The organism is Variovorax sp. Varisp46, assembly GCF_059491885.1.
Map to the genome: position 1 here is coordinate 5,463,053 of NZ_CP168515.1, position 20,715 is coordinate 5,483,767.

Sequence of the window (20,715 nt, forward strand, 5' to 3'; positions counted from 1 at the left end):
GAAGGCCCGGCTCAACGCGCGGGAATGTCGAAGCTTCCGCCGAAGCCCTGCCGGGGGCTCGCGGGTTCAGTGCTGCCCGGCTGCTGCTCGCGCACGCGCCAGTGGTAGCGGCCGCCGACCGCGAAGGGGCCCACCGTCATGCCCGTGGCGTAGACAGCCGGCTCGCTGAGCAGCAGCAGCGAGAAGTCGGCGCTGCGCGAAAGCTCGAAGGCGTAGCGCCGACCGGAAACCCCGGGCCACCGGATCTCGACGCGGCCGTCGGCTATCGGCGTGGCCGTTCCTGCGCTGCTGCCCTGTCCACTTGCACTGGATGGCGGCAGGTAGACCGTGCTGTCGCCCGGCAATCCCTCGAGCTGTGCGGCATCGAAGGCGGTGAGGCGAAGCTGGTAGAAGCCGGGCTCGATTTCGGGCGGCACGGTGAATGCGGGGCCGGTGCCGCGCTGCTCGTGCACCGGCAGCAGGACGCGCTCGTCGCGCGCGAGCTGCAACCGGTAGCCCTTGGCGTTCGCGACCGGCACGAGTTCGAGCGTCCGGTCGCCGCTTCGGGGCCCGGTGGCAGGCAGGAGCTGGGGCGCCGTCAGCAGGGTGCGCGCCTCGGCGCTGCCGTCTTCCAGCAGGACGGCGCCGTGGCCGGCGCGCAGTACGAGGGCAGGAGCTGCAGGCGCTGCGGGCCGCTGCGGGTCTTGTCGTCCTGCCGCGGCGCTCTTGCCGACCGACACTTCGCCTTCGATGACCTCGCTGGCCAGCAAGCCGCCTTCGTCGCGCACGCGGAAATGGGTGCCGCGCACGCCCAGGCCCAGCGACCGCGCACGGATCTCGAACTGCTGACTGGGCCGCTGCTTCTGGACTTGCGACTCCACGCGCCCTTCGATGAGCCGCAGCCTGACCGTCGCGGCATCGATCGCCAGCACTTCGAGCGCACTGCGGGAGGGCAGCACGACGCGGCTGCCGCCAGGCAGGCCCAGGGTAACGAAGGCCTCGCCGCCGGTGGTGAGGATGTCGCCCGGCTGGATCGGCATGCCGGGGGAGAGCGCCTGTTCGCCCCCGCTGCCGCCGCGGCGGCGCGAGGCCGCTCCTTCGACTGCCGTCACCACGGCTGCGCCCTCGGGCACGATGCGGCCGTCCGCGAAATGCAGCACCGTGCCGGGTTGCAGCAGGCGAGGTTCGCCGACCTGGTTGCGCTGCTGCACCTCGGGCCAGCGCTGCGGTGCCTGCAGGCGCTGCCCCGTGATGCCCCAGAGGGTTTCGCCGGGCTGCACCACGTGCGGCGTCGGCTGTGACTGTGCGGACACCGCGAATGCAATGAACCATGCGCATGCCACCAACTGCCTGCACTGCATCGCTTGAGAATCTCCCCTCGTTCCGTGATCGCTCTTTGTCATGTCGGAATCGTTCTGGTTGGCGGGAGCATAGTCCTTGCCCCCTGCGGCACCATCAGGGTTCCTCCTGCCGGGTGGCTTCGAGCCGATAGCCGCGTCCATAGACCGTGCGCAGGCTCAGCCCGCGCTCCGCCTCCAGCCCGAGCTTGCTGCGCAAGCGGTAGATGTGGCTGTCCAGTGTGCGCGACGGCAGCTCTTCGCTGCTGTAGCCGGCGCTTTCCAGGAGATGGGCGCGCGACACCACGCCGCCCATGTGCTGGAACAAGACCAGCACCAGCTTGAACTCGCGGTCGGTGAGCGCATGCCGCTCGGGCGGTGCGCTGTCCGGCGGAACCGGATGGATCAGCACGTTCTGCGTGAGCCTGTCGAACTCCCATCGGCCGAAGCGCTCCCGGTCCGACTGCGCCACCGGCGAGCGCCTGGCCATCAGGCGCTGCACGCGCGCACGCAACTCCAGCGGGCGGAACGGCTTGACGATGTAGTCGTCGGCGCCGAAGTTCAGCGCCTGCACCACGTCCTGCTCCGAGGTCCGGGAACTGAGCATGAGCACGGGCACCAGGTCGCGCTGCCAGGTGCGCAGCCATTTCAGCAACTCGAGCCCTTCCAGCCCCGGCACGTTCCAGTCGAGCACCAGCAGGTCGAAGCTTTCCCGCCGCAGCACCTGCTGCAGCGCGGCGCCGTCGGTGAAGGCCGTGCACGCCACCGTCGTTTCTCCCACCGTGAACAGCTGCTCCATCGTCCGCACGAGGTGGGACAGCTGGTCGGGGTCGTCTTCGAGGATGGCGATGCGCATGGGGTCCGTTCGTTTGGCGGCGGGATTCTGACAGCGAATCGAAGGACCAAATCTGACGATTTCACACAAACCGCCGCAGTTACTCGAAGGATGCGAACAGTGTAAAAAAAATTCACAAACCGACACGAAAAGTGCCGGCAATTCTGACGAAACCTCGTGGCGTGTCCGCGCCGCGGAACCTCCCTCGACATCATCCGCGCCCTGTGCAGTGCCGGCCGGTGCTGCGAATTCCGCAAAAAGCCACAGTCTCCCGTGCCCGGTCATGGACGAGGTTGTGCATGCAACCTGATGGATCGAGGAAGATTGAAATGAACAAGACCTACCGGTCTGTATGGAACGAGGCGCTGAGTGCCTGGGTGGCTGTGAGCGAGGTTGGGGCCGCGCGTGGAAAGAAGTGCCGCGGAGTCGGTGGTGCGCGGGTGCGGGCTGCGGCACTTGCGGCGGCGTGTGCAATGAGTTCGACCGCGTGGGCGGATACGGCCATTGGTGCCAACTTGACTCCCAATCCCGGTGGGGCCGTTTGCTCCACCAGTACCTCGCCGGCAACCTCAACTTCCACCTGGACCTGCCAAGTACCCAACGGCAGCGGGGGTTTTGCCACCATGTCCGGCATCCCGAGCACGGCGGCAGGGACTCCTGACACGTCCTTCCTTTCCACACTCATCTCGGCCAACCTGGGCGCCGGTGCGGTTCTCATCGGATCGACCACCACCTCTGCGGCAGGAAAAAATGCCATCGCGATCGGCGGCGGGGCGAAGGCTGTGAGTGAGAACGCGATCGTGATGGGTGCCCAGGCGGGAACCGGATCGACCGCCGTCTCTTACAACCAGATTGCGCTGGGCTACAGGACGGGACAGAGGGTCAGCGGCTCGAACAACATCGCTCTAGGCATGGATACCGGCAGCGGCGTTTCGGGGAGCAACAACATCTCCCTCGGCCAGACCTCCGGGATGTATGTCACCGGCGCAGGCAATCTCAGCATGGGTCTTGGCGCTGGCTACAGGGTCGCAGGGAGTGGAAATATCGCGTTCGGCGCGAATACCGCCCAGAGCGTGACCGGCGATCGCAACGTCGCCATCGGAGACGGTGCGGGCTACACCATCACGGCCAGCGAAACGGTGGCGCTCGGCTACTTGGCGAATGCAAGCAGGAGTGGCGGTGCGGCGCTCGGCACCCACACGTCTGTGACGGTCGCCGACGGCGTGGCTCTCGGCAGCAACTCAGTGGCCAGTACTTCTGCGAACGGTGTGGGCTTCGTTCCTGCGACCGCGTCGGCGGCCGAAAAAACCGCCATCGTGAACACCACGTTCGGGTCATTGGCTCCAGTATCGGTGGGCTCCGCTTTATCCGGCACGAGACAAATCCAATATGTGGCGGCAGGCACGGCCGACAGCGACGCGGTCAACGTGAGCCAGCTCAAGGCCGTGTCCAGCGCGGCGGCGGCAGGGGCTGTGCATTACTACAGCGTCAAATCGACCGACCAGAGTGCCGGCAGCAACTATGCCAACGACGGCGCCACGGGCTTCAATTCAATGGCTGCCGGCGTGGGGGCAACAGCAGCGACGCAGGGTTCCGTTGCGATCGGACACGGCGCCAAGACGATCCTGTCTCCTGCTTCTGTCGGCGGTATCGCGATCGGGGAATCCGCGACGGCAATGGGTTCGAATATCGCCATCGGACAAAGGGCAGGCGAATCTTCCACCTCAAGCAACAGCTACTTCATCGGTGAATCGGCGGGCCAGGGATCCAGCACGAACGGATCGATCGCGGTTGGGTACCAAGCAGCTTCGCGATCGACAGCGACCACCAGCTCCTTTTTTGGTGCGAACGCGGGCAGCGACTCCTCGGGCTACGGACTGGCCGGTTTTGGGACCTTCGCGTTGGAAGGAAGCCAGGGGGATTCAAATGCAGGCTTCGGCTATTCGGCGGGCAGTTCTTCGACCGGATCCAGCAATTCGTCCTTTGGTAGCGGCGCAGGCACGTCCGTCACGGGGAACTCCAATGTTGCGATTGGAGACTCCTCGGGCGGGGGCGTGAAGGGCGACTACAACTTTGCAGGAGGCTATGCGTCAGGCTACGGAAGCACCGGCAGTCGCAACGTCGCAATCGGCTATTTCGCGAACGTCGATGAAGCGACTGCTGCTGGTGTCACGGCCAACGATGTTGTCGCCATCGGATCCAGAGCATTGGCCGGCAAGGACAGCGCCATAGCGATCGGCACCGGCGCAAAAGCCACAGGCCTGCAGTCCATCAGCATCGGCACCGGCAACGCGGTCGGCGGCGACCACTCGGGCGCCATCGGCGACCCCAGCATCATCAACGGCGCCAACAGCTACAGCGTCGGCAACAACAACACCATTGGCGCCACCACCAGCGATGCTTTCGTGCTGGGCAACAACGTCCACCTGGGCGCCGATGCGGCCGGCGCCACGACCGCCAGCGTCAGCGGGGCCGTGGCGCTGGGCAGCGACACCAGCGTGACACAGCCTGGCGGCGTGGCACTGGGGCAGGGGTCGGTGGCAAGCACGGCAGCGGGCATCGCGCCCTACGTTCCACCGAGCGCCGCCGCGGCACAGGCCAGCGCCATCACCTCAACCACCGGCACACTGGCGGCCGTCAGCGTGGGCGACGCGGCCAACGGCAAGTTCCGCCAGATCACCGGCGTGGCCGCCGGCGCCGCGGACAGCGATGCGGTCAACGTGAGCCAGCTCAAGGCGGTGTCCAGCGCGGCGGCGGCGGGCGCGGTGCACTACTACAGCGTGAACGACGGGGGCACGCAGCAGGGCAACTACAGCAATGGCGGCGCCACCGGACTGAACAGCCTGGCGGCGGGCGTGAATGCGACGGCGCAGGCCGCCAATTCGGTTTCCATGGGCAACGGCGCGAGCGTGGGAGCTATCGCCACCGGCGGCATCGCCATCGGCACGGGCGCGTCGGTGTCGGGAACCGTCTCCACCGGCGCGACCACGCCTTCGACGTTCTACTCGTCGATCGCCATCGGCAACAACGCGAAGTCGCATGACGCGCAGGAAGTGGTCATCGGCACCAATGCAGGTTTGAACGCCACCATGCTGGCGCAGCCGGGCTACCTGTCCGACAGCGTGATGGTCGGGGCGCAGGCGGGCACCAACTCGAAGTACCAGTATGCGACCTTCATCGGCCAGGAGGCCGGGCGCAATACCAACGGTGTCCACAACACCGCTGTCGGCCAGAACGCGATGCGTTTCATGGACGGCAGCGCCAACACGGCGCTGGGCAGCAATGCGCTGGCATCGGCCAATGCTTCGGGTCTCAATCCGGCGTCGGGGTCCAGCAATACGGGCATCGGTTCCGGGGCCGGGGTCAGCCTGCAAGGCAGCGGAAATGCCTACCTGGGCGCCTCAGCGGGGGCGGACACGATAGGCAGCAACAATGTAGCCAGCGGCAACAGCGCCGGGGCTTCCGTCGAAGGCAGCGGCAACGTCGCGAGCGGCTACGTCGCAGGCTATAACGTGACCGGCAGCAACAATGTCGCGAGCGGCTTCCTGACGGGCATCAACGTGACCGGCGACTACAACATCGCCAGCGGTTTCATGGCCGGTACGGGCATCACCGCCAATGACACCGTGGCCATTGGCTCGCAAGCGCGGGCCTCTCAGAACAGCGCTATCGCCATCGGCAACGGCGCCCGTGCGAACGGCCTCCAGTCGATCAGCATCGGCACCGGCAACCAGGTCAATGGCGCGCATTCCGGCGCCATCGGCGACCCCAGCTATATCGACGCCGACGACAGCTACGCCATCGGCAACAACAACACCATCGCGGTCGGCGCCAACCAGAGCTTCGTGCTCGGCAACAACGTCACGGTGGCCAACGCCAACAACGTGGTGCTCGGCAACGACAGCGCCGACAAGGCGGCCGTCCAGGTCAGCAGCGCCACGGTGCCGGGCGTGATCGCCACGCTCAATCCGGACGGCTCGGTCAGCTATGCGCCGGGGCCGTCCATCACCTACGGCAACTTTGCCGGCACCGCCGCGGGCGTGGTGAGTGTGGGCGCCCCCGGCGCCGAGCGGCAGATCGTCAACGTGGCGCCGGGCGAGATCAGCAGCACCAGCACGGATGCCATCAACGGCAGCCAGCTGTACGCGGTCGCCAGCACCGTCAATGCGCTGGGCGGCAGCATCACCACCATCGTCAACAACGCGCAGACGCACTACTACAGCGTGAACGACGGCGGCACCAGGCAGGGCAACTACGACAACAGCGGTGCGAGCGCGGCCAACAGCATTGCTGTCGGCGCGGGGGCGAGCGTCGGCTCCGGCGCGGTCAATTCGCTGGCCGTGGGCACCAATGCCAGTGCCACCACCGCCAACAGCGTGGCCGTGGGCCCGAACGCCACCGCCAGCACCGACAACAGCGTGGCGCTCGGCGCGGGCTCGACCACCGCCGCGGCCACGCCCACGGCCAGCACCACCATCCAGGGACAGACCTACGACTTCGCCGGCGCCGCGCCGGTGGGCGTGGTCAGCGTCGGCGCGCCAGGGGCCGAGCGCCAGATCCAGAACGTGGCGGCCGGCCAGATCAGCGCCACCAGCACGGACGCGATCAACGGCAGTCAGCTCTATGCAACCAACCAGGCCATCAACAACATCCAGGTCGGCGGTGCAGGCATCAAGTACTTCCACGCCAACTCGCAGGCCGCGGACTCGCAGGCTGCCGGCGCGGAGAGCGTGGCCATCGGGCCGCAGGCGATCGCGCTGGGCAACAGCGCCTTTGCGGGCGGCAGCGGCGCGCAGGCGAATGGCGCAAGCAGCATCGCGCTGGGCGCGAATGCCATCGCCACCACCAGCAGCGGCGTGGCCCTTGGCAGCGGCGCATCGGCCGACCGCGCCGGCATGAACGGGCAGCGCGAGATGTTCTCGAACGTCTCGGTGCTGTCCGCGCAGGGCGCGGTGTCGGTGGGCAGTGCAGGCAACGAGCGCCAGATCACCAACGTCGCGGGCGGCACGCAGGCCACCGATGCGGTGAACGTGCGCCAGCTGCAGGCGGTGCAGGCCGGCAGCGTGCGCTACGACACGAACGTGGATGGCAGCGTCAACTACAACAGCGTGACGATGGGCAACGGCAGCGCCGCCGGGCCGGTGGCGGTGCACAACGTGGCGCCTGGCGTGGCGCCCACCGATGCCGTCAACGTGCAGCAGCTGAACCAGTCCAGCGCGGCCAACACGGCCTACACCGATGCGCGCGTCAACGCGCTCGGCAGCGACATCCGGGGCGTCGCGCGCAATGCCTACGCCGGCGTGGCCGCCGCCATGGCGGTGCAGATGCCCGGCACCTACGTGCCCGGCAAGACGGTGATGCGCATCGGCTATGGCGTCTTCAAGGGCGAGAGCGCGGTGGGCGTGAGCTTCCGCCGCACCTCGGAGAACAACGCATGGAGCCTGACGGGCGGCGTGGGCATGAGTCGCGCGGGAGCGGCCGCCACGGTCGGCGCCGAGTGGGTCTTCAATTGAGCGCGGGGAGAAGAGAAATCATGAATCGAACGATCTGTGGAACTGCACTGGCAGCGGCAATGCTGGTGCTCCAGGGCTGTGCGTCGCCGGGCGCCGCCATCGACAAGGACGCGCAGGCGCGCGTCGCATCGGAACGGCCGGAGGCGCCCAGGCCCGAGGACTTTCCGGACCTTGGCAGCGCCAAGTGGAAGCAGGGCGCCTTTCCCGGCACCGATGCATTCGCACGCATGCGCACCGGCATGGGCAAGGACCAGGTGCGCGAACTGCTGGGCTGGCCGCATTTCAGCGAAGGACTCTGGGGCGTGCGCGAGTGGAACTACATCTTCCACTTCCGCACGGGCAAGAGCGCCGACTATGTGACCTGCCAGTACATGGTGCGCTTCAGCGGCGACGGCGTGTCGACGGGCGGCTGGTGGAAGAACCCCGACTGCGCCTTGCTCGCGCAGCCGCCGGCGGCCACGCCGATTCCGGCCAGCACCAGGCTGGCGCCGCCGCAGAAGGTCACGTTGAATGCCGACGGCCTGTTCCGCTTCGACGGCTCTTCGCTGTCGGACCTTCTCCCCGACGGACAGGTGCGCATCGAGCGGCTGGCCGCCGAGCTGCGGGGCAACTTCAGGTCGCTGCACTACATCGTGGTGACGGGGCACACTGACCGGCTGGGCGGCGACGCCTACAACGAGGCCCTGTCGCTCGCCCGCGCCAACACCGTGCGCGATCTGCTGGTGAAGCAGGGCATCGACGGCAAGCTGATCCGCACCGCGGGCATGGGCAAGCGCCAGCCGGTGGTCAGCGATTGCGAGGGCACGCGCAGTTCGCCGGCCCTGCTGCGCTGCCTGCAGCCGAACCGCCGCGTCGAGATCGACGTCGCCGGGGAGCAGTAGCCTGTGAACGCATCCTGGATCCCCAGGGAGTATCGGATTGCCCTGGTGGATTCGGATGCGCTGCAGCGCATCTGCACCTCCAATTCGCTGTCGGTCCTGGGCGCGGACAGCGCGCCTTTCGGCCGGGTGTCCGAACTGGTAGCGGCGATCCGCGCAGGGCATCAGTTCGACGCCGTCATCATCGGGATCCATGCGGACGCCGCGAAGACGATCTCAAAGCTGTCCGACGTGGAGGATGCCGCGGGCCGGCCGCTTCCGGTGCTGTATGTCGCCCATCACACCGAGCTGCAGATCGTGCATCGGCTGCCTGCGCAGGTGCTGGCGCAGGAGTCGTTCCGGCTGCTGCCTTCGCCGGTCGACGAGGATGCGCTGATCGAGTGGCTGAACGCGCTGGACCGGCGCGATGGCCGGGATGGGCGGCACGCAGGCATCGGGTTCCTGCGCGTCGGGCCTTGATGAATCAGCCCGCCGCCAGCGCCGCCTCCACATCGCGCGTCAGCGAGGCCGGCGTGTCCAGCGGCGCGTAGCGCTTGAGCACGGTGCCGTCGCGCCCGATGAGGAACTTGGTGAAGTTCCACTTGATGGCCGTGCTGCCCAGCAGGCCCGGCTTTTCCTTCGTGAGCCACTGGTACAGCGGCGCGGCGTTGCTGCCGTTCACGTCGATCTTCTCCATCATCGGGAAGCTCACGCCGTAGTTCGTGGTGCAGAAGGCGCCGATTTCCTCGTTGGTGCCCGGGTCCTGCGCGCCGAACTGGTTCGACGGAAAGCCCAGCACCGCGAGCCCCTGGTCGGCGTACTTCTCGTGCAGCGCCTCCAGCCCCGCGAACTGCGGCGTGAAGCCGCATTTGCTGGCGGTGTTGACGATCAGCAGCACCTTGCCCTTGAAGGCGGAGAGCTTTACCGGCTTGCCGTCGATCCGGTTGGCCTCGAAGTCGTAGACGCTGGTCATGCTGTTTCCTCAGGTGGGGGAAGAGGCGCGATCATCACTCCGCCCGGGCGTTCGTGCAAACGCCGACCAGACGGCGCCCAGCACGATCAGCGCGCCGCCGGCGAGGATGCGCGGCTCCATCGTGGCCGCGCCGAGCGCCACCGACGACACGCTCGCGAACAGCACCTCCGACAGCATGATCACCGAGGTCGCGGCGGCCGGGAGCCGGGCCGCGCCGTACTGCAGGCACACGTTGGCGAAGACGAAGCCGGTGCCCAGCAGCACGGCCCAGCCGAGCCAGCCCGGCGAGGCGTGCAGCGGCGAATCGAACGCGCCGAGCGCGGTGCCGCCCAGCGCCGCGGCGCCGGCCACGATGGCGCAGCCGCAGAACATCGACAGCGCGCGCGACTCGCCCGGCGCCTGTCGCAGGTGGCGCAGCGCGATGTTGGTGACGGCAAAGCTGAAGCCCGCCGCCATGCCCAGCCAGTCGGGCAGGCTCGACGGCACCGGCCATTCGGTGCCGGGCGCCTTCAGCACCACCACCACGCCGGTGAGCGCCAGCGCCACGCGCGCCAGCGCGCCGCCGGTCGGCCGCTCGCCCAGCAGCAGCCAGCCCAGCAGCACGCTCCACAGCGGCATCAGGTAGAACAGCAGCACCACGCGCACCACGTCGCCCTGTGTCACGGCCCAATTGAATCCCACGTTGGTGAAGCCGGCCGCGAGACCCAGCAGTGCCAGCATCGGAAAGGCAATGAAACCTTTCCACGCGTGCCGTCGCAAAAGCCCCATCGCGGCGGCGATGACCAGGTAGATCAGGCAGGTGGTCCACAGCGGATGCAGGCCGTGGCTCGCGATCTGGCGAAACGGAAACCACGAAACGCCCCAGACGAAGGCGTTGAAGACGAGCGCGAGAGCTGCTTGCATTGGAGCGGAAATTTTCGTGGGGCACCGAGAAACCGGCTTTGCCGGGCCTCTGGTGTCGCCCCCGGCGAGGGGGAAGGCGCAGCGACACGAAGTGCGCGCAGCCTGGGGGAGGTCAATGATGCTTGTCGCTGCGGGCGATGGCCAGCAGATGCTCGATCTCTTCCGGGTATTTCTTCAGGTTGCTGTCGTACCAGTATTTGATGAGCCACATGCATCCCGCCACCACGAGGCCGAACGCACTGATCGCGCCGTACGCCGAGAGGCCGAGGCCCGTGCACACGCTGTAGAAGCCGCCGAGCAGGAGAATGCAGGCCTGCTCGTTGAAGTTCTGCACCGCGATGGAGCGGCCCGCGCCCATCAGGTTGTGGCCGCGGTGCTGCAGCAGCGCATTCATCGGCACCACCAGGAAACCGCCCAGGCCGCCCAGCAGGATCAGGAACGGCACCGCCAGCCACACGTTGCCGATGAAGTTCATGCAGATCACCATCAGTCCCATCGCGATGCCCATGGGGATCACTCGCGTGGCCATGTCCAGCCGCATGCGCATCGAGGCCACGATCGCGCCCACGGCCGTGCCGATGGTCACCACGCCCGTCAGCGCCGAGGCCTGCGTGGTGTTGTAGCCCAGGGCCAGCGAGGCCCAGGCCAGCACGATGTACTTGAGGTTGCCGCCCGCGCCCCAGAACAGCGTGGTGGTGGCCAGCGAGATCTGGCCAAGGCGGTCGCGCCACAGGCGGGCGTTGCAGTGCCAGAAGTCGGGCAGCAGCGCGGCGATGTTGCGCGCCAGGCCCTGTTCGGGGTTGGAGCGCAGCGGGCGCATCTCGACGCCGGTGTGCGGGATGCGCGTGTTGAACCATGCTGCCAGCACGTAGACAAAGATCAGCACCGAGATCGCGGCCTCGGCCGGTGAGTCGATGCCGGTGTCGATGAACGGGAGGTCGAAGGCCAGCAGTTTGCTGGAAATGGCATGCCCCACCAGCGAGCCGCCGAGCACGATGCCCAGCAGGATCGACGCGATGGTCAGTCCTTCGATCCAGCCGTTGGCCTTCACCAGTTGGGATGCCGGCAGCAGCTCGGTCAGGATGCCGTACTTTGCCGGCGAATACGCCGCGGCGCCGAGCCCCACGATCGAATACGACAGCAGCGGATGCGAGCCGAACAGCATCATCAGGCAGCCCACCACCTTGATGGCATTGCTGATGAACATCACCTTGCCTTTGGGCAAGGCGTCGGCAAAAGCGCCCACCAGCGGTGCCAGCACCACATAGAAGACCGCGAAGATAGGCACCAGGGCTGCGCGCTGCCATTCGGGCGCACCCGAACTTCGCATGAGGTCGACCGCAACAACGAAAAGCGCTTGGTCGGCCAGCGACGAAAAGAACTGGGCCGACATGATCGTGTAGAAACCGCGCTTCATCGATGGGCTGGCTGGCCAGAGGGGTCTGCTGGCGGTAGTGAAAAAGTGTTGCGCTGCGGGCGAATGGGCGGTTATAGCATGGGGGTGGGGCACGGAATTAGGGATCCCTACGGTGTTCAACCCCATTCCCGAAGATGCTAAAACGTGGTCTGCATTGTCCCCGAGTCTTCCCCGGAATTCCCATGCCGCGTCCCATTCTCGCCACCGTCCACACCGGCGCCCTGCGTCACAATCTCGAGCGGGCGCGTCGCTCGGCCCTCGAAGCCCGCGTCTGGGCCGTCGTCAAGGCCAATGCATATGGCCATGGCATCGAGCGGGTCTATGAAGGCTTGCGGGGCGCCGATGGCTTCGCGCTGCTCGACCTGGCCGAGGCCGAGCGCGTGCGCGCACTCGGTTGGCGCGGCCCGGTGCTGCTGCTCGAAGGCGTGTTCGACGCCCGCGACCTGGAGCTGTGCTCGCGGCTGGACCTCTGGCACACCGTGCACTGCGACGAGCAGATCGACATGCTCGCCGCCCACAAGACCCTGAAGCCGCAGCGCGTGTTCCTGAAGATGAATTCGGGCATGAACCGCCTGGGCTTCACGCCCGAGCGCTTCGGCTCCGCCTGGACCCGCCTGAACGCGCTGACGCAGGTCGACGAGATCTCGCTGATGACCCACTTCAGCGACGCCGACGGCGCGCGCGGCATCGCCCACCAGCTGGCGACCTTCGAGCGCGCCACGCGCGACCTGCCGGGCGAGCGCTCCATCGCCAACAGTGCCGCCACGCTGCGCCATGCCGAGCAGACGCGCGGCGACTGGGTGCGCCCCGGCATCCTGCTGTACGGCAGCGCGCCCGATTTTCCCGAGCACGATGCGGCGCACTGGCAGCTGCAGCCCACCATGACGCTGTCGACCCAGATCATCTCGGTGCAGACGCTGAAGGCCGGCGACACCATCGGCTACGGCTCCAGGTTCACGGCGCAGGGGCCGCTCACCATCGGCATCGCGGCAGTCGGCTATGCCGACGGCTATCCGCGCCACTGCGACAGCGGCACGCCGGTGCTGGTGAACGGCGTGCGCACCCACATGGTCGGCCGTGTGAGCATGGACATGATCACCGTCGACCTCACGAACGTGCCCGACGCGAAGTTCGGCAGCGAGGTCACGCTGTGGGGCAAGTCCGCGAAGACCGGCGCGGTGCTTCCCATCGACGAGGTTGCGAAGGCCGCGGGCACGATCGGCTACGAACTCATGTGCGCCGTGGCGCAGCGCGTGCCTTTCGCCGATCCGGCCCCCACCGAAGGCCGATGAAGATCCTTTCCGACTGGCGCTCCGTGCGCCTGTGGGAAACGCAGGTCGAACGCGACCTGCACCGCAGCTACAGCCTGCGCACGCACGGCATCCTGATCGGCACGTTCACGATGCTGCTGATGTGGGGCGTGTCGGCGCTGCAGATGCACCTGCTGCATGTGCACTCGCTGGCGGTGCGCTACCTCCTCACGCTGGGCGTGGGATACCTCGGCTATTTGCTGGTGCTGCGCTGGTGGGCCAGGCGCCTGGTGGAGGGCCGCGAGGTGGACGCCAACGTCGATGCGCCCGATCTGGACTTCGGCGGTGGTTCCCAAAGCCATGCGAGCGCCGGCGACGGCAGCGGCCTGTCCGACGTGGCGAGCGGCGCGCTCGACATCGCGGGCGGGGCGGACGAAGGCGCAGTCGTCGTCGTGCCGGTGATCGCCATCTTCCTGATCTGCGCGGCCGTCGTGCTCGGCGCCGGTTCGCTCGTGCTGCTGTACTTCGGCTGGGACGCGCTGCTGGCCGTGGCCATCGAGGTCGCGTTCTCGTACGTGTCGGCCCGCGCCGCGGTGCGCGTGGCGCGCGAGGGCTGGCTCATGGCGGCCGTGCGGCTCACATGGAAGCCGCTGCTGGGCGCGGTGGTCTGCGCGGTGGCCCTGGGCGCGCTGCTCGACCACTTCATGCCGCAGGTCAACTCCCTGCCCGAGGCGGTGCGCGTCCTGCTGAAGAAGCACTGAGCACCGAGCGCGAGCAGCGCCGCCTTCCTGCGCGCCGCGATGGTGTGCATGACGCGCTCAATACAGGCCGAGCTGCCGCGTCCTCAATCGCGCCAGGCCCAGCAGCGCGTCGGTAAAGGGCGTGGCCACCGCAGTCAACTCGCCCAGCTCGCGTACCACGGTCACCAGCGCGTCCAGCTCCACCGAGCGGCCGGCTTCCACGTCCTGCAGCATCGAGGTCTTGAACGCGCCGAGCTTCTTCGTGATCGCATGCCGGTCTTCCGGGCTCTGCGTGATCTCGATGCCGATGCGCCGGCCGATCTCCTTGGCCTCCAGCATCACCGCCGAGATGAAGCCGCGCACGTAGTCGTCGTCCATGATCAGGTCGGTGGTGCAGCCCGTCAGCGCGCTGATCGGGTTCACCGTCATGTTGCCCCACAGCTTGAACCACACGTCCTTCTGGATCTGCGGCGACAGCGTGGTGTCGATGCCTGCGGCGTTCAGCAGCTCGACCAGCTTCTGCACGCGCGGCGTGGCTTCGCCCGAAGGCTCGCCCACGATCAGCCCGTTGCCGAAGTGATGCCGCACCACGCCGGGTCCGTCGAGCGAGCAGCTCGCGTGCACCACGCAGCCGATCACGTTGCGCGCGGGAATGGCCTTGGCAATAGCGCCTTCGGGGTCCACCGCCGCGAGCCGGTGGCCCGTGATCTCGCCGCCGAAGCCGCCTTCGAGGAACCACCATGGCACGCCGTTCATCGCGACCAGCACGATGGTGTCGGCGCCGATCAGCGGCCCGATGCGCTCGGCCACGCCGGCCAGCGCGGGCGCCTTCACGGCGATCACCACCAGGTCTTGAACACCGAGCGCTTCGGGGTCGGCGACCGCGTTCACCGGCACACGCGTGCGCACGTCGCCACGCATGAGCGAGAGGCCGTCGCGTTGCAGCGCATCGAGCGTGGCGCCGCGCGCCACCACGTTGAGGCGTTGGCCTGCCTGTGCGAGGCCGACGCCGATCCATCCGCCGATCGCGCCGGCGCCGTAGATGCAAATCTTCATGGGAACAGGCGCCTCAGTTGCGGTAGCTCGGGTCGATGCGGTCCACTTGCCGCACCAGCGCATCGAACACGTCCTGCCCCGCGCCATGCTCGGGGCTGAACTGCAGCGCGTCGCGCGTGCAGCGCTGCGCGATTTCATCGCTCACCGGAATGGCCGCGCCCATCGAGAAGGTGGCCATCTGGATCTCGCAGGCGCGCTGCAGCGTCCAGAGGATCGCGAAGGTCTGCGGCAGCGTCTGGCCCCAGGCCAGCAGCCCGTGGTTGCGCAGGATCACCGCGTTGCGGTTGCCGATGCTCTTGAGCAGGCGCGGGCCTTCGTCGGCATGGATGGTGATGCCCTCGAAGTCGTGGTACGCCACCATGTCGTGCAGCTGGGCGGTATAGAAGTTGGTCTGCTGCAGCCCGCCCTGCAGGCAGGCCACGGCCACGCCGGCCGTGGTGTGCGTGTGCATCACGCAGTGCGCACCGGGCAGGCCGTCGTGGATGGCGGCATGCACCGTGAAGCCGGCCGGGTTCACCGGATGGGTCGAGCCGTCGAGCACCTTGCCCTGCAGGTCGATCTTCACCAGGTTGCTCGCAGTGACCTCGCTGTAGTGCAGGCCGAAGGGGTTGATGAGGAACTGCTTCTCCCCGCCCGTCACGCTGTCGGGCAGCCGCATCGTGATGTGGTTGTAGATCATCTCGGTCCAGCCCAGCATCGCGAACACGCGGTAGCAGGCCGCGAGCTGCTCGCGCGCGGTGCGCTCGTCGGGGTGCAGCGAGGGATGGACCAGCGCCGGCGGCGCGGTGGTGGCGAGTGTGTTCATGGCAGTTCCTTCATGTGTTCAACCCTCCGCGGTGAAGCCGACCTCTTTGACGATCGGCGCCCACTTGGCGGTGTCTTTCTTCAGCAGCTCGGCCAGCTCGGCCGGCGTGGAAGACATCGCCTCCAGGCCGAATGTGCCGAGGCCGTCGATCACGTCCTTCTGCGCGAGCGCGTTCTTCATTGCGGTGTTCAGCTTCGCCACCAGCTCGGGCGAGGCCTTGGCCGGCAGGAAGAAGGCGAACCATTCGCTGTGCGCCATGTCCTTGATGCCCTGTTCGCCGAAGGTGGGCACTTCGGGCGCGAAGCGGCTGCGCTTGGCGCCCGAGACGCCCAGGATGCGCACCTTGCCAGAGGGCAGGTGCTGTGTGATGTCGCCGATCGGCCCCGACACCGCCGAGATGTTGCTGCCCAGCAGGTCGAGCATGGCGGGCTGCGTGCCGCGGTAGGCCGCGTGCTTGAGCTCGACGCCGCCCTTCTTGCCCAGCAGCGCGCCGATGAAGTGCGGCGTGGAGCCCGCGGCGGGCGAACCGTAGTTGGCGCCGGCCGGATTGGCCTTGGCCCAGGCCAGGAACTCGGGCACCGTCTTCACGCTGGCCGGCACGGCCGGGCCCACGGCAAAGCCGAAGTCGAAGATGCAGGCCAGGCTGACGGGCGTGATGTCGACCATCGGGTCGTACGGCAGCTTCTTGTAGATGTGCGGGTAGATCGTGAGGATCGAGGTCGGCGTCTGCAGGATGGTGCTGCCGTCGGCCGGGCGGCCCTTCACGTAGCTCACGGCGATCTGGCCGCCCGCGCCGGTGCGGTTCTCGACCACCGCCACCTTCGCGTACTCGGGGCTGAGCTTCTGCGCGAGGCGCCGGCAGGTGGTGTCCGAGGTGCCGCCGGCCGCGAAGCCGGTGACGATGGTGGCGGTCTCGATGCTCATCGCCTGCGCGAAGACGTTCTGGCCAAGGCTGGCCATCAAGGCGGATGCACTGGTGGTCTGCAGGATCTGGCGGCGGGTGAAGCTCATGGTGTCTCTCTCCGGACGGTGGTTATGGAGGGTCGATCAAGACTCGTCGCGCAGCCAGGTGACCGCGCCCGAGTGGGTCACGGCGCCCTGGTGGGCCGGGCGCACGGTGAGCGCGTATTTTTCCAGCAAGCCCCCGCGGGCCGCCCCCGCGTTTACCTCACGTCGGGCGAGCCGCGCGGCGATTTCCTCCGTGGTGAGATCGACCGTGATCGAGCGTGCCTCGGCACGCGCGTCGATGGCGATCACGTCGCCGTCGCGCAGCGCCGCGATCGGGCCGCCGTCCGCCGCCTCGGGCCCCGCGTAGCCGATGCACAGGCCGCGCGTGGCGCCCGAGAAGCGCCCGTCGGTCAGCAGTGCCACCTTGTCGCCCATGCCCTGGCCATAGAGCAGGGCGGTGATGCCGAGCATCTCGCGCATGCCGGGACTGCCCTTGGGGCCTTCGTTGCGGATCACGATCACGTCGCCGGGTTCGTACAGGCGGTTCTGCACGGCGGTCTGCGCTTCTTCCTCCGAGTTGAAGACGCGCGCCGGCCCGCGAAACACCAGCCCCTGGAGCCCCGCCGTCTTGAGCAGCGCGCCGTCCGGGCAGAGGTTGCCCTTGAGCACTGCGAGGCCGCCGTCGCGCGTGATCGGGTTGCCGGCCTCGCGCACCACGCGGCCATCAGGCGCAAGGGCGCCGGCCAGTTCCTCGGCCATCGTGCGGCCGGTGAAGGTGAGCGCATCGCCGTGCAGGAAGCCCTGCTCCAGCAGCGTGCGCAGGATCACGCCGGCGCCGCCGATGTAGAACACGTCGCGCGCAAGGTACTGGCCGCCGGGGCGCAGGTCGGCGATGAGCGGCGTGCGCGCGAAGACCTCGGCCACGTCGTCGAGGTGGAACTTGATGCCGGCTTCGTGCGCAATCGCCGGCAGGTGCAGCGCGGCATTGGTCGAACCGCCCGTGGCCGATACCACGGCGCAGGCGTTTTCCAGCGCCTTGCGCGTGACGATGTCGCGCGGCAGCGGGCTGTCGCCCATCACTGCCTTCATCAGCGTCTTCGCGGCGCGGCGCATCAGCGGCGCGCGTTCGCTGAACACGGCAGGCACCATGCTCGAGCCGATGGGCGCGAGGCCCAGTGCCTCCGACACCATGCCCATCGTGTTGGCCGTGAACTGCCCTGCGCAGGCGCCGGCCGTCGGCAGGCAGGCGCGGCTCATCGCGTCGAGTTCGTCGTGCGTGGCGGTGCCGGCCAGCACCTTGCCGATGGTCTCGTAGGTGTCGACCACGTTCAGGTCGCGCCCGTCCGGCCCCGGCATCTGGCCAGGCAGCGCCGAGCCGCCATGCACGAACACGCTGGGCACGTTGCAGCGGACCATGCCCATCATCAGGCCGGGCAGGTTCTTGTCGCACGCGCCGATGGCGAAGATCCCGTCCCACTGGTGGCCGCGCGTGGAGGCTTCCACGCTGTCGGCGATCAGCTCGCGCGAGATCAGCGAGAAGCGCATGCCCGAGTGCGCCATCGTCAACCCATCGCTGATCGACACCACCGGGCATTCGTGCGGCGTGCCGCCGCCCGCATAGATGCCGGTCTTGGCGTGCTGCGCCTGCTCGCGCAGGTTGAGGTTGCACGGGCTCATCTCGCCGCCCGTATGGAACACGCCGATGTGCGGGCGCGCGATGTCCTCGTCGTCCTGTCCCAGCGCATGCAGGAAGCTGCGCGTGGTCGCACGGATCGTGCCCTCGCGGATGGTGGCGGAGCGAAAGCGCTTGGGTGGGTCGGCGGGCGCGGTCATGGGGTCAGAACATCCCGTTCTTGTTTGCAGCGGTTTCCGGCACGGGCTGCACCACGTCCCAGTGCTCGACGATCTTGCCGTTCTCCAGCTTGAAGATGTCGACGATGGCGCTGCCGCGCGTGCCCGGCTCCCGCACTGCGTTGACGTGCAGGATCACGTAGTCGCCGTCGACGAAGCTGCGCTTGATGTCGCTGTGCGAGTTCGGAAACTTCTCGCGCAGGAACGCGATGAACTTGCGAAAACCCTCGGGGCCGTCGGCCGCCGTGGGGTTGTGCTGCACGTAGCGGCTGCCCACGTACTGCAGCGCTGCGTCGGCGTCCTTCTGGTTCAGGCCTTTTTCATAGAAGGCGAGCACCGCCTGGCGGTTGGCTTCCTGCTGGGCGGTCGCGCCTTGCTTGCCGGCGCCCATGGGTGCGCACGCGGCGAGGAAGAGGGTGGCTGCTGTGGCGATGGCCGCCAAAGTCATGCGTTGCATCGAGCGTGCTCCGGTGTGAAGAAAATCAGTAGCCGTTGGGCGAGGCGGTGCCGGGCGCGGCCTTGTACATGCCCAGCAGCTGCTTCGCCGCCGCCGCCAGCACGATGGTGTCCACGCCCACCGCCACGAACAGCGCGCCGGCCGCGAGCCACTTGCGTGCCTGTTCCTCGGTGGTCGACAGGATGCCCGGCGCCTTGCCGGCCTTGCGGATGCGCGCAATCGCGTCGGCAATCACGGCCTGCACCTCGGGGTGGTTCGGCTGGCCCACGAAGCCCATCGAGGCCGACAGGTCGGCCGGGCCGATGAACACGCCGTCCACGCCCGGCGTGGCCGCGATGGCGTCGAGGTTCTTCATTGCCTCCACCGTTTCGGCCTGCACCAGCAGGCAGGTCTGCGCATTGGCCTCGTGCAGGTAGTTGGGGTAGGCCTGCCAGCGCGAGGCGCGCGCCAGCGCACTGCCCATGCCGCGGATGCCTTCGGGCGGGTAGCGCATGCCCTGCACCAGCCGCGCCGCCTGCTCGGCCGTGTCGACCATCGGCACCAGCAGCGTCTGCGCGCCGATGTCGAGGTGCTGCTTGATCAGCGTGGTGTCGCCGACCGGAATGCGCACGACGGGGTGCGAGCGCTCCGACTCGGGCTGCGCCGACCATGCGCTCGAAATGCCCTGCAGCTGCGCGAGCACCGAGCGCAGGTCGTTGGGCGCATGCTCGCCGTCGACCAGCAGCCAGTCGTAGCCGGTGCCGGCCAGGATCTCGGCGGCGTAGCCGTCGGCCAGCCCGACCCACAGGCCGATCTGGGGCTTGCCTGATTGAAGGGCTTGCTTGAAGGTGTTGATGGGGGTGTGCATGTTTAGTCCGGGAGGTGGAAGGGTGATGTCTTCATTCGTGGAACACCGCGGAACCGGCTTTTCCGGGCCGCTGGCGTTGCCCCCGGTAGGGGGTTGGCGAAGCGACACGAAGTGCGCGAAGCCTGGGGGCGAGCCTCATACAAATCGGAAGGAGATGGAGCCGAGCGGGCCGTAGTCCGCGTGGAAGGTGTCACCGGGAACTGCGGTGGTGGGCCGCGTGAACGAACCGCCCAACACCACTTCGCCGGCTTCGAGGCATTCGTCCCACGGCGCCAGCTTGTTCGCAAGCCACGCCACACCGGTCGCCGGGTGGTTGAGCACGGCCGCGGCCACGCCCGATTCCTCGATCACGCCGTTCTTGTAGAGCAGCGCGCTCACCCAGCGCAGGTCGACCGCGTCGGGCTTCACCGGCCGGCCACCCATCACGATGCCGGCATTGGCCGCGTTGTCGGCGATGGTGTCGAACACCTTGCGCGGCGCCTTGGTGTGGCGGTCGAACTGCTCGATGCGCGCATCGATGATCTCGATGGCCGGCACCACGTAGTCGGTGGCGGCCAGCACGTCGAAGATGGTCACGTTCGGGCCCCGCAGCTTCTTGCCGAGGACGAAGGCCAGCTCCACCTCGACGCGCGGCGCGATGAAGCGCTTGAATGGGATGTCGCCGCCCTGCTCGAAGAACATGTCGTCCAGCAGCGTGCCGTAATCGGGCTCGTCGATCTGGCTGGACTGCTGCATGGCGCGCGAGGTCAGGCCGATCTTGTGGCCCTTCACGGTGCGGCCTTCGGCAATCTTGGCCTTCACCCATTCGCGCGAGATGGCGTAGCCGTCTTCCACGGTCATCTCGGGAAAGCGCTTGGAGAAGTGCTCGACCTGCACGCGCGACTTCTCGCTTTCGTGCAACTCGGCGGCCAGTTGGGCGATGGTGGCTTTGGAGAGCATGTGGCTTC

General features: G+C 67.8%; 17 protein-coding genes and 1 pseudogene. 6 read left to right on the forward strand and 12 right to left on the reverse strand.

Annotated elements, in window-relative coordinates; genetic code table 11:
- Positions 1-11: 11 nt before the first annotated feature.
- Both ACEN9N_RS25890 and ACEN9N_RS25895 read right to left on the reverse strand, forming a co-directional pair.
- The gene (locus ACEN9N_RS25890) at positions 12-1,292 is read right to left on the reverse strand and encodes a FecR family protein (protein ID WP_478180052.1); all 1,281 of its coding nucleotides are present in this window, start codon (positions 1,290-1,292) and stop codon (positions 12-14) included.
- A 142-nt stretch (positions 1,293-1,434) separates the two neighbouring features.
- Entirely contained in the window at positions 1,435-2,172 is a 738-nt protein-coding gene (locus ACEN9N_RS25895) for a response regulator transcription factor (protein WP_413315937.1), read from the reverse strand.
- Between the two features lie 308 nt (positions 2,173-2,480).
- Here ACEN9N_RS25895 and ACEN9N_RS25900 point away from each other — a divergent pair.
- The 4 genes and pseudogenes from ACEN9N_RS25900 to ACEN9N_RS25915 form a co-directional block, all read left to right on the forward strand.
- A pseudogene (locus ACEN9N_RS25900) lies at positions 2,481-2,561 on the forward strand (ESPR-type extended signal peptide-containing protein); the annotation flags it as partial.
- 213 nt (positions 2,562-2,774) lie between these two features.
- Positions 2,775-7,664: a beta strand repeat-containing protein gene (locus tag ACEN9N_RS25905; protein ID WP_495656424.1), complete on the forward strand. Its 4,890-nt coding sequence runs from the start codon at positions 2,775-2,777 to the stop codon at positions 7,662-7,664.
- Positions 7,665-7,684: 20 nt separating this feature from the next.
- Complete coding sequence (locus ACEN9N_RS25910; RefSeq protein ID WP_495654845.1) at positions 7,685-8,545, forward strand: OmpA family protein; 861 nt, start codon at positions 7,685-7,687, stop codon at positions 8,543-8,545.
- Between the two features lie 3 nt (positions 8,546-8,548).
- Positions 8,549-9,001 (forward strand): hypothetical protein, encoded by a 453-nt coding sequence (locus ACEN9N_RS25915; protein ID WP_495654846.1) that lies wholly within the window; start codon positions 8,549-8,551, stop codon positions 8,999-9,001.
- Between the two features lie 4 nt (positions 9,002-9,005).
- Here the strand turns inward: ACEN9N_RS25915 and ACEN9N_RS25920 are convergent, their stop codons facing one another.
- The 3 genes from ACEN9N_RS25920 to lplT all read right to left on the reverse strand — a co-directional run bounded on the left by ACEN9N_RS25920 (position 9,006) and on the right by lplT (position 11,814).
- Entirely contained in the window at positions 9,006-9,494 is a 489-nt protein-coding gene (locus tag ACEN9N_RS25920; RefSeq protein WP_007831681.1) for a glutathione peroxidase, read from the reverse strand.
- A 9-nt stretch (positions 9,495-9,503) separates the two neighbouring features.
- Positions 9,504-10,397: a DMT family transporter gene (locus ACEN9N_RS25925; RefSeq protein ID WP_495654847.1), complete on the reverse strand. Its 894-nt coding sequence runs from the start codon at positions 10,395-10,397 to the stop codon at positions 9,504-9,506.
- A 112-nt stretch (positions 10,398-10,509) separates the two neighbouring features.
- Positions 10,510-11,814 carry a lysophospholipid transporter LplT gene (gene lplT / locus ACEN9N_RS25930; RefSeq protein ID WP_495654848.1) on the reverse strand — a complete coding sequence of 435 codons (1,305 nt, stop codon included), beginning with the start codon at positions 11,812-11,814 and terminating at the stop codon, positions 10,510-10,512.
- A 182-nt stretch (positions 11,815-11,996) separates the two neighbouring features.
- On the opposite strand from lplT, the gene alr reads away from it, so the two are divergent.
- Positions 11,997-13,106 (forward strand): alanine racemase, encoded by a 1,110-nt coding sequence (gene alr, locus ACEN9N_RS25935; protein ID WP_007831670.1) that lies wholly within the window; start codon positions 11,997-11,999, stop codon positions 13,104-13,106.
- A complete protein-coding gene (locus ACEN9N_RS25940; protein WP_495654849.1) occupies positions 13,103-13,825 on the forward strand; it encodes a hypothetical protein in 723 nt (240 codons plus the stop codon). Before alr ends, ACEN9N_RS25940 begins: the two co-directional genes overlap by 4 nt.
- 57 nt (positions 13,826-13,882) lie before the next feature.
- Here ACEN9N_RS25940 and ACEN9N_RS25945 read toward each other — a convergent pair whose 3' ends face one another.
- The 7 genes from ACEN9N_RS25945 to hpaH all read right to left on the reverse strand — a co-directional run bounded on the left by ACEN9N_RS25945 (position 13,883) and on the right by hpaH (position 20,707).
- The gene (locus ACEN9N_RS25945) at positions 13,883-14,860 is read right to left on the reverse strand and encodes a 2-dehydropantoate 2-reductase (protein ID WP_007831665.1); all 978 of its coding nucleotides are present in this window, start codon (positions 14,858-14,860) and stop codon (positions 13,883-13,885) included.
- Positions 14,861-14,873: 13 nt separating this feature from the next.
- A complete protein-coding gene (locus tag ACEN9N_RS25950) occupies positions 14,874-15,665 on the reverse strand; it encodes a class II aldolase/adducin family protein (protein ID WP_413315943.1) in 792 nt (263 codons plus the stop codon).
- An 18-nt stretch (positions 15,666-15,683) separates the two neighbouring features.
- The gene (locus ACEN9N_RS25955) at positions 15,684-16,676 is read right to left on the reverse strand and encodes a Bug family tripartite tricarboxylate transporter substrate binding protein (RefSeq protein WP_413315944.1); all 993 of its coding nucleotides are present in this window, start codon (positions 16,674-16,676) and stop codon (positions 15,684-15,686) included.
- A gap of 36 nt (positions 16,677-16,712) precedes the next feature.
- The gene (ilvD, locus tag ACEN9N_RS25960; RefSeq protein WP_413315945.1) at positions 16,713-18,446 is read right to left on the reverse strand and encodes a dihydroxy-acid dehydratase; all 1,734 of its coding nucleotides are present in this window, start codon (positions 18,444-18,446) and stop codon (positions 16,713-16,715) included.
- A 4-nt stretch (positions 18,447-18,450) separates the two neighbouring features.
- Positions 18,451-18,921: a nuclear transport factor 2 family protein gene (locus tag ACEN9N_RS25965; protein WP_495654850.1), complete on the reverse strand. Its 471-nt coding sequence runs from the start codon at positions 18,919-18,921 to the stop codon at positions 18,451-18,453.
- Between the two features lie 25 nt (positions 18,922-18,946).
- Positions 18,947-19,768, reverse strand: coding sequence for a 4-hydroxy-2-oxoheptanedioate aldolase (hpaI, locus tag ACEN9N_RS25970; protein WP_413315947.1), 822 nt, complete (start codon positions 19,766-19,768; stop codon positions 18,947-18,949).
- A gap of 135 nt (positions 19,769-19,903) precedes the next feature.
- A complete protein-coding gene (hpaH, locus tag ACEN9N_RS25975; protein ID WP_413315948.1) occupies positions 19,904-20,707 on the reverse strand; it encodes a 2-oxo-hept-4-ene-1,7-dioate hydratase in 804 nt (267 codons plus the stop codon).
- Between the last annotated feature and the right edge of the window lie 8 nt (positions 20,708-20,715).